Source organism: Mycobacterium sp. 852002-51613_SCH5001154 (genome assembly GCF_001667425.1).
In the GTDB taxonomy this organism is placed as follows: Bacteria; Actinomycetota; Actinomycetes; order Mycobacteriales; family Mycobacteriaceae; genus Mycobacterium.
Window position 1 is genome coordinate 1 of sequence record NZ_LZII01000027.1, and the last position, 8,433, is coordinate 8,433.

The window sequence follows — 8,433 nt, forward strand, 5'->3', positions numbered from 1 at the left end:
TCGGCCAGCACCAACTGCGGCGCGGAGCCGGCCGACGCGACGACCTCGCCGAACGGGGAGGCCACCAGGCTGCCGCCGACCCCGGTGGGCGCGCCCGACCCGGTCAGAGACTCGCCCGGGTCGGCCTGGCCGGCCGCGGCGACGTAGCTCATCGAATCGAGCGCGCGGGCCCGCGCCAAGAGCGTCCACTGGTCGAGCTTGCCGGGCCCCGCGCCCCACGATGCGCAGACGGCGATCAGCTGGGCGCCGCGGCGGGCCAGCTCGGTGTACAGGGCCGGGAAGCGGATGTCGTAGCAGACCGTCAGCCCCACCCCCACGCCGGCGACCGTGATCACCACCGGCTCGCGGCCGGGTGCGACGGTGCGTGACTCGGTGAAGCCGAAGGCGTCGTAGAGATGGATCTTGTCGTAGTGCGTGTCCGGCTCGTTGGGACTGCCCGGACCGGCCGCGGGGAAGAAGAAGCGTCGCTTCCTGCGCGACCCGCTCTCCGTGGTGCTGGTCTGCATCATCGTTGTTTGCCTGGTGATCGCCGCGCTGGTCGGGGGGGAGCTGTACGTCCGTCACGTCGCCAACAGCAAGGTCGCCGAGGCGGTGGCGTGCGAGGTCAAGGACCAGGCCACCGCGTCGTTCGGGGTGGCGCCGCTGATGCTGTGGCAGCAGCTCACCAAGCACTACACCAACATCTCGGTGTCGACCGCGGGCAACCAGGTGCGAGACGCCAAGGGCATGAAGATCGACATCAACATCCGCGACGTCCAACTCAGGGACACGCAGGACTCCAAGGGCACCATCGGGTCGCTCGACGCGACCGTCACCTGGACGTCCGACGGCATCAAGGAATCCGTCCAGAACGCGATTCCGGTGCTGGGCCCGTTCGTCACCAACACGGTGACCACGCACCCCAACGACGGCACGATCGAGCTGAAGGGCATGTTGGACAACCTGACCACCAAGCCGGTGGTGTCGGGCACCGGCCTGCAGCTGCAGATCGTCAGCTTCAACGCGCTCGGCTTCACGATGCCGAAGGAGTCGGTGCAGTCGACCCTGGACGACTTCACCTCGCAGTTCACCAAGAACTACCCGCTGGGCATTCACGCGGACAGCGTTCAGGTCACCTCCAGCGGCGTGACGAGCCATTTCTCGACGCGGAACGCGAGCATCCCCACCGGCAACAACAACGACCCCTGCTTCGCCAACCTCTGACGCCGGCTCAGTGGAGTCCGTCGAGCACCGCCCGCGTGCCGGACAGGCCGAGCCGGGTGGCACCGGCGTCCAGCATCGCCAGCGCGGCGGTGGCGTCGCGGATGCCGCCGCTGGCCTTGACGCCCAGCCTGCCGCCGACGGTCTGGCTCATCAGGGCGACCGCGCGCACCGAGGCGCCGCCGGCGGGGTGAAACCCGGTCGAGGTCTTGACGAAGTCGGCGCCGGCGTCCTCGGCCGCGCGACATACCTCCACGAGCAGGCGCTCGTCCGGGCCCGACAACAGCACCGCCGACTCCACGATCACCTTGAGCACGGCGCCGGGGACGGCGGCGCGCACGGCCGCGATATCGGCCCGCACCGCCTCGATATCTCCGGCCAGCGCGGCGCCGATGTCGATGACCATGTCGACCTCGGTGGCGCCGGACGCCACGGCCTGTTCGGCCTCGTGGGCCTTGACCGCCGAAATGTGCTTGCCCGACGGGAAACCCGCCACGCTCGCCACCGCGACGCCCCCGTCGGCTCGCACCGCGGCCGGAACCATCGACGGCGAGACGCACACGGCTAAGACGCCCAATTCGGCGGCCTCCGCGACCAGGGCGGCCACGTCCGCCTCGGTGGCCTCGGGCTTGAGCAGGGTGTGGTCGACCATGGCCGCCAGCTGAGACCGGGTGGGTTTGCTCGGCACTAGAACCTTTCCTCGGGTCCGCCCGGATTGCATCCGGACGTGACCATGTCGGTGTCGTCGACGACCGGGCGCCACGGCTCCAGGTTCCAGCTCTTCTTGCCGGGCTCGGCCAGTTCGGCGAACTGCCAATGACAGATGAACTGCGCACGCATCCCGGCGGTGTCGGCGTCCGGCGACAGCGCCAGCACCTCGGCCCACGCCTCGTCGGCGAGGGCCGCGTTTCCGGACTGCCTGGCGGCCAGCCGCCCCGATGGTGTCGGGAAAACCCGCAGACTGCTCAGGCCGTGCCACTGCGCCCACTCGGTGTGGTCGATGAACGGCGGGGACATCGTGGCCGGGTCCGCTGCGGCGCCGCCCGCTGGGCCCCACAGCGCGACCAGCACCGCGGCGGGCCCCGTCAGCAGGGCGTTCATGCCGCTAGCGCGACTTACCTTGAATTTCAAGAAGTTTCGGCCGCACGTCGACCAGATACACGCCCGCCGCACATGCGGCGATCGCCATCCCGAGTACCCCGAAAACAAAACTCAGGATGGATGTCAGGGCGACAGCCAGACCGAGGATCACCAGCCACACCGGCTTGGTCAGCTTGTCGGCGGCGGTGTAAGCGTCGGGCCGCTGCAGTGCGGCATGGACGAACGCGTATACCGCCGTTACCAAGACGGCGATCTGCAAGACCAACATGACGGTACCCACGAGGTGGCTCACGCATTAAGCGTATGCGGGCGCCGTCCCAAACGTCGACTCGGAGTTGCCCGAAGACAATTCCGAGTCGACGTCTTGACTTACTTCTGGGTGACCTTCTTGGCGGACGCCTTCTTGGCGGGAGCCTTCTTGGCCGGGGCCTTCTTGGCGGGCGCCTTCTTGGCGACAGCCTTCTGAGCCTTCTTGGCAGTCTCGTCGGACTTCTTGGGCAGCTCGATGCCGACCAGCTTGGCCGCGCGCTCGCCGACCGCGCGGGTCTGCGATGCGACGGTGCCGAGCGCCTCCTGGGTCAGCTCGACGGCCTGGTCCACGTAGCCCTCGGCGCGCGCGGAGGCGTCGTCCAGGCCCGTCTGGCTGCGCAGGCGCTGCAGGGCGGCCTCGCCCCGCTCGACCAGCTCGTTGTAGCGGTTGGTCGCCGCGTCCAGGTAGCCCTCGGCAGCCTTGCGCAGTTCCTCGCTGGTGAACCGCTCGCGCAGCTCGTCCAGCTGCTCGGGCAGGTCCTCCTGCAGCCGGGTCAACCGGGCGCGGCTCTCCTCGACCCGGGTGCGGGTGTCGGCGCGGGTCTCCTCGGCGCGCTCACGCAGGCTCGCGATCAAGTCATTGACAGTGGCCAGGGCCAGGTCGGCCGCGCCCAGGGCCGCGAGCAGGGGTGCCCGCAAATCTTCGATGTTCGAATTGTCCGCCATGGTTATTCCTTTCATGGTTTTCCGTTATTGGCGTTCTTGGGTATTGGTTGTGAAAGCTAAGGCGAGCGTCTCCTTCTCCGCTGGCGACCACCGGATTCACGCTCCTGGGTAACCCGTGCGGTCCGTGGTTGATACATCACCACCCGCTAGCGTGACGCGGAAGTCCCGACGGCCGGAAGGGCCATTGATCACTCGTCGCCGTTGGGTTCGGTGGAACACTCCTCGTCGGTTGATTCGATTGATTCGTTTTGTTGGGTGAACGATGCGTAGACGTCGAGCAGAACCTGCTTCTGGCGCTCGGTAATCGCGGTATCGGTGATGATGGCGTCGCGCACTTGACTTTTGTCGCTGGGCTCGAGGATCCCGGCCCGCACATAAAGGACCTCGGCGGAAACTCGCAGCGCCTTTGCGATTTGATTGAGCACGTCGGCGGACGGCTTACGCAACCCACGCTCCACCTGGCTCAGATACGGATTGCTGACCCCGGATTTCTCGGCGAGTTGGCGCACGGAGACCTGCGCGAGTTCGCGCTGGGTGCGGATGAAGCTACCGATGTCCGAGGCCATGTCGGAGGCGGCGTTGGACACCTTGGCGGAGAGCTTCTCCTCGGGTGCCATGGCGTGCTCCTGGTCGGCTGATCGATGGGGACGGCCACCAGATTACTACAAGTGCTTGCATTTGCAAGCACTTGTTAGCACTACTAGAAAAGTAGTTGGGCGACGGCGTAGATCACCAGACCGGCCAAGGAACCGACCACGGTTCCGTTGATCCGTATGAACTGCAGATCACGACCCACGTGCAGCTCGATGCGGCGGCTGGCCTCCTCGGCGTCCCAGCGCTCGATGGTGTCGGTGATGATGGCGGTGATCTCCACGCCGTACTGCGAAACCAGGTGCTGGGCCGCCCGCACGATCCAGTTGTCCACCTTGTCGCGCAGGTCGGCGTCGTCGCGCAGCGATTCCCCGATGCGTACGACGGTGTCGGTGATGCGGGTGCGCAGCGTGCTGGAGGGGTCGTCCACGCCCTCGAGCACCAGGCGCTTCAGCGTCTTCCAGGCGGTGGCGGCGGCGTTGGCGATCTCGTCGCGCGCCATCAGCTGCTCCTTGATCGCATCTGCGCGCGCGATGGTGTCTGCGTCGTTTTGCAGGTCGTCGGCGAATTCGAACAGAAAGCGGGTCGCCGACCGGCGCAGCTCGTGGTCGGGATTGCGGCGCACCTTGTCGGTGAAGTCCATCAGCTCGCGGTGGATGCGGTCCCCGACCAGGTGGTCGATGAAGCGTGGCGACCACGTCGGCGAGTCACGCTCGACCACCCGCTGGATCACCTCGCCGGCGTTCAGCGACCATTGGAAGGCCCGATCGGCCAACAACTGGATCAGCGCCTCCTGCCGATTCTCGGCCAGCAGCGTCGCCAACACCCGCCCGACCGGCGGCCCCCACTGCGGTTCGGCGATGCGGCGCACGATCATCCGGTCGATCACCTGCTGGACGTCGTCGTCGCGCAGTAGCTCCACCAGCACCCGCAGCACCGTGGCGGTCTCGCTGGCCACGCGCTCGGCGTGCGCGGCCTCCGACAGCCACTTGCCGAGCCGTCCGGGCACCTCGGCGTCCCGCAGCTTGGTCTCCACCACCGGCGGCGACAAGAAGTTCTCCCGCACGAAGGTTCCCAGCCCCTCGCCGAGCTGATCCTTCTTGCGCTTGATGATCGCGGTGTGCGGGATGGGGATACCGAGCGGATGCCTGAACAGCGCCGTCACCGCGAACCAGTCGGCCAGCGCGCCCACCATCCCGGCCTCCGCGGCGGCGCCGACGTAGCCGACCCAGGCACCCAGGTGGGCGTGGGCCTGGGCCCACCGGCAGGCGAGGAACAGGCCGGTGGCGCCGATCAGGAAGCCCAGCGCCACCGCCTTCATCCGGCGCAGCGCCACCCGGCGCTCCGCATCGGCCTGCGGATCGGCACCCGCGAACGATTCGGCCAACGACGCGTGCGGTCGCCCGGTTCCGGTCAACGGCGTCGTCGAGTCCGGCCCCGCGGCTCGGGGGCCCGGCGCTGCGCCTCGAGGCGAGGCTCTGTGTACCACCACTCCATCATTCATCGTCGCGGCCGATTGGTGTGACGGCACTGTTCGGGGAGGCGCAGCGGGGCGCGGCCACAGTCCGGAACAGGCGCGCACACCGTAGTATCGAGGTCGTCTAGATGAATGGGAAATAGGCGACAGTGACAGAGCAAATGTTGGCTGTGACGGCCAAGACGGACGGTCGCAAGCGGCGCTGGCATCAACACAAGGTGGAGCGGCGCAACGAGTTGGTAGACGGGACGATCGACGCGATCCGGCGGCGCGGCGGCACATTGAGCATGGACGAGATTGCCGCGGAGATCGGCGTCTCCAAGACGGTGTTGTATCGCTACTTCGTCGACAAGAACGACCTGACGACCGCCGTCATGATGCGGTTCACCCAAACCACCCTGATTCCAAATATGGCGTCGGCGCTGACATCCAATCTCGACGGCTTCGACCTGACCCGGGAGGTCATCCGGGTGTACGTCGAAACCGTCGCGAACGAACCCGAGCCGTATCGCTTCGTGATGTCCAACAGCTCGGCCAGCAAGAGCAAGGTGATCGCCGACTCCGAGCGGATCATCGCCCGCATGCTGGCGGTGCTGATGCGCCGCCGCATGCAACAGGCGGGGATGGACACCCGCGGCGCGGAACCGTGGGCCTACCTGATCGTCGGTGGCGTGCAGCTGGCCACTCACTCGTGGATGTCGGATCCGCGGATGAGTCGCGACGAGTTGATCGACTACCTGACGATGCTGAGCTGGAACGCGCTGAAGGGCATCGTCGAGGTGGGCGGATCGCTGGAGAAGTTCCGCGAAGAGCCCCATCCTTCCCCCATCGTGCCGCCCCGCGGGCGTGAGGATGAGGCCCCGCTCTAGGCGCCTTCCGGACCGGAGCGGCCGACCGTCTTTTGTCTTTTCCAGGCGTCTCGTGTGACGCTTATGACTCGCTCGGCCGGACGACTCGCATAGCCGCAGCGACTAACATGCAGGGATGCATGGGGGGTGACGCGAGGGTGCGTCGTGCTGGTCAGCCGCCCCTGGTTCCGCATAATGAAAGGCTCTTCTCGACATGTCCGTGCAGCTCACGCCGCATTTTGGAAACGTGCAAGCCCACTACGACCTGTCCGATGACTTCTTCCGGCTGTTCCTGGACCCTACCCAGACGTACAGCTGCGCCTACTTCGAGCGTGACGACATGACGCTGGAAGAGGCGCAGCTCGCCAAGATCGACCTGGCGCTGGGCAAGCTGAATCTCGAGCCGGGGATGACGTTGCTGGACATCGGCTGCGGCTGGGGCGCCACCATGCGGCGGGCGATCGAGAAGTACGACGTCAACGTCGTGGGCCTGACGTTGTCGGAGAATCAGGCCAAGCACGTGCAAGCCATGTTCGACGAGCTAGACACCCCCCGCACCCGGCGGGTCCTGCTGGAGGGGTGGGAGAAGTTTCACGAGCCCGTCGACCGCATCGTCTCCATCGGCGCCTTCGAACACTTCGGCCGCCAGCGCTACGGCCGCTTCTTCAAGATGGCGTATCAGGCGCTGCCCTCCGATGGAGCGATGTTGCTGCACACCATCGTTCGCCCGTCCTTCAAGGACGCGCGGGCGCGTGGCATGACTTTGACCCACGAGATCGTTCACTTCTCGCAGTTCATCCTGACCGAGATCTTCCCGGGGGGCTGGCTGCCGACACCGCAGACCGTCGGCGAGTACGCGGTCACCGCGGGCTTCGAACTGACCCGGGTGCACTCGCTGCAGCTGCATTACGCGAGGACGCTGGAGACGTGGGCGGCCGCGCTGGCGGCCAATCGCGAGGAGGCCGTCACCATCCAGTCCAAAGAGGTCTACGACCGGTACATGAAGTACCTGACCGGCTGCGCGAAGCTGTTCCGCCAGGGCTACACCGACGTCGACCAGTTCACCCTGGAGAAGAAGAAGTAGCCCAGAGTCGGCTCAGCCGTCAGTACGTGTAGAAGCCCTGGCCGGTCTTCTTGCCGAGCCGGCCCGCCTCCACCATGCGCAGCAACAGCGGCGGTGGGCCGTACTGCGGTTCCTTGAATTCCTCGAACATCTTGTCCGCGATCAGTTTCAGGGTGTCCAGGCCAACCAGGTCGGACAGCCGCAGCGGGCCCATCGGGTGCGACAGCCCGGCGACAACCGCTTTGTCGACGTCCTCGATGGTGGCAAATCCGGCCTCCACCATGCGAATTGCCGACAACAGGTAGGGAACCAACAGCGCGTTCACGACAAAGCCGGACCGGTCGGAGCAGCGCACCACCTGCTTGCCCAGGACCGCGCTCGCGAACTCCTCGGTGCGCGCGGCGGCGGCTTCGTCGGTGACCAACGTGCTGACCAACTCGACCAGCGGCAGCACCGGCACGGGGTTGAAAAAGTGCAGGCCCAGCACTCGCTGCGGGTTCTTGGTCGCGGCGGCGATCTTCATGATCGGGATGCTGGACGTGTTGGATGCCAGCACCGCGTCGGGATCGCTGATGGCGCGGTCGAGTTCGGCGAAGATGTCCGCCTTGACGGCCTCGTCCTCGACGATCGCCTCGATGACCAGCTGGCGGTCGGCGAGGTCCTTCAGATCGGTGGTGAAGGTGAGCTTGCTCAGCGCGCGGTCACGCTCGCGCTCGGTGACCTTGCCCGCGCTTACGCCGCGCTCCAGCGACTTGACGATGCGGTTGCGTCCGGCGGTGATCAGTGCCTCGGTGGTTTCGAACACCGTCACGTCGACACCGGCGCGGACCGAGACTTCGGCAATGCCGGATCCCATCTGGCCGGCCCCGACAACCCCTACCCGTTGAATCGCTGCGTCGCTCACTGTCGTCTCTTTCGGTTTCGTATCGTCTTGCACCGCAATAGGCCCCGCCCAGGATCGCTGGGCGGGGCCAATGCTACTTCACGGTGAACAGGGGCAGATTCGCACAATCTGGATCGCAGCCGTGCTGATCCGCTCTGCTCTCCTCGCGGGCCGAGGCCCGCTCGTCCTCAGTGCCTCAAGCCATCGGTTTCACTTCGTCCTCGCGGGCCGAGGCCCGCTCGTCCTCAGTGCCTCAAGCCATCGGTTTCACTTCGTCCTCGCGGGCCGAGGCCCG

General features: G+C 66.6%; 9 protein-coding genes and 2 pseudogenes. 3 read left to right on the forward strand and 8 right to left on the reverse strand.

Annotated features, from left to right (window positions below; all coding sequences use genetic code 11):
- Positions 1–449: pseudogene (locus A5750_RS07065) on the reverse strand (nitrilase-related carbon-nitrogen hydrolase); the annotation flags it as partial.
- On the opposite strand from A5750_RS07065, the pseudogene A5750_RS07070 reads away from it, so the two are divergent.
- Positions 442–1,203 (forward strand): annotated as a pseudogene (locus A5750_RS07070) (DUF2993 domain-containing protein); the annotation flags it as partial. The pseudogenes A5750_RS07065 and A5750_RS07070 overlap by 8 nt on opposite strands.
- A gap of 7 nt (positions 1,204–1,210) precedes the next feature.
- On the opposite strand, the gene deoC reads toward A5750_RS07070, so the two are convergent.
- From deoC to A5750_RS07100, 6 genes are all read right to left on the reverse strand, one after another.
- Entirely contained in the window at positions 1,211–1,888 is a 678-nt protein-coding gene (gene deoC, locus A5750_RS07075) for a deoxyribose-phosphate aldolase (RefSeq protein ID WP_156659445.1), read from the reverse strand.
- The gene (locus tag A5750_RS07080) at positions 1,888–2,301 is read right to left on the reverse strand and encodes a DUF2599 domain-containing protein (RefSeq protein ID WP_066952173.1); all 414 of its coding nucleotides are present in this window, start codon (positions 2,299–2,301) and stop codon (positions 1,888–1,890) included. Before A5750_RS07080 ends, deoC begins: the two co-directional genes overlap by 1 nt.
- 4 nt (positions 2,302–2,305) lie before the next feature.
- Positions 2,306–2,593, reverse strand: coding sequence for a DUF2516 family protein (locus A5750_RS07085; RefSeq protein WP_040621261.1), 288 nt, complete (start codon positions 2,591–2,593; stop codon positions 2,306–2,308).
- A gap of 77 nt (positions 2,594–2,670) precedes the next feature.
- Positions 2,671–3,276 (reverse strand): heparin-binding hemagglutinin HbhA, encoded by a 606-nt coding sequence (gene hbhA / locus A5750_RS07090; RefSeq protein WP_066952171.1) that lies wholly within the window; start codon positions 3,274–3,276, stop codon positions 2,671–2,673.
- A 188-nt stretch (positions 3,277–3,464) separates the two neighbouring features.
- The gene (locus tag A5750_RS07095) at positions 3,465–3,893 is read right to left on the reverse strand and encodes a helix-turn-helix domain-containing protein (protein ID WP_066952169.1); all 429 of its coding nucleotides are present in this window, start codon (positions 3,891–3,893) and stop codon (positions 3,465–3,467) included.
- An 83-nt stretch (positions 3,894–3,976) separates the two neighbouring features.
- Positions 3,977–5,359 (reverse strand): DUF445 domain-containing protein, encoded by a 1,383-nt coding sequence (locus tag A5750_RS07100; protein ID WP_156659443.1) that lies wholly within the window; start codon positions 5,357–5,359, stop codon positions 3,977–3,979.
- Positions 5,360–5,505: 146 nt separating this feature from the next.
- Here A5750_RS07100 and A5750_RS07105 point away from each other — a divergent pair, with 146 nt between their 5' ends.
- On the forward strand, positions 5,506–6,213 hold the full coding sequence (locus tag A5750_RS07105; RefSeq protein WP_369817324.1) for a TetR/AcrR family transcriptional regulator: 708 nt from the start codon (positions 5,506–5,508) through the stop codon (positions 6,211–6,213).
- Positions 6,214–6,406: 193 nt separating this feature from the next.
- Complete coding sequence (pcaA, locus tag A5750_RS07110) at positions 6,407–7,276, forward strand: cyclopropane mycolic acid synthase PcaA (protein ID WP_066952163.1); 870 nt, start codon at positions 6,407–6,409, stop codon at positions 7,274–7,276.
- Positions 7,277–7,295: 19 nt separating this feature from the next.
- On the opposite strand, the gene A5750_RS07115 is transcribed toward pcaA, so the two are convergent.
- Positions 7,296–8,159, reverse strand: a complete 864-nt coding sequence (locus A5750_RS07115; protein ID WP_067261804.1) for a 3-hydroxybutyryl-CoA dehydrogenase — start codon at positions 8,157–8,159, stop codon at positions 7,296–7,298.
- Positions 8,160–8,433: the final 274 nt, after the last annotated feature.

Excerpts from the sequence above, each read along its gene's own strand:
- A5750_RS07080 (WP_066952173.1), bottom strand. The coding sequence starts at position 2,301 with ATGAACGCCCTGCTGACGGGGCCCGCCGCGGTGCTGGTCGCGCTGTGG.
- hbhA (WP_066952171.1), bottom strand. The coding sequence starts at position 3,276 with ATGGCGGACAATTCGAACATCGAAGATTTGCGGGCACCCCTGCTCGCG.
- A5750_RS07095 (WP_066952169.1), bottom strand. The coding sequence starts at position 3,893 with ATGGCACCCGAGGAGAAGCTCTCCGCCAAGGTGTCCAACGCCGCCTCC.
- A5750_RS07105 (WP_369817324.1), top strand. The coding sequence starts at position 5,506 with ATGTTGGCTGTGACGGCCAAGACGGACGGTCGCAAGCGGCGCTGGCAT.
- pcaA (WP_066952163.1), top strand. The coding sequence starts at position 6,407 with ATGTCCGTGCAGCTCACGCCGCATTTTGGAAACGTGCAAGCCCACTAC.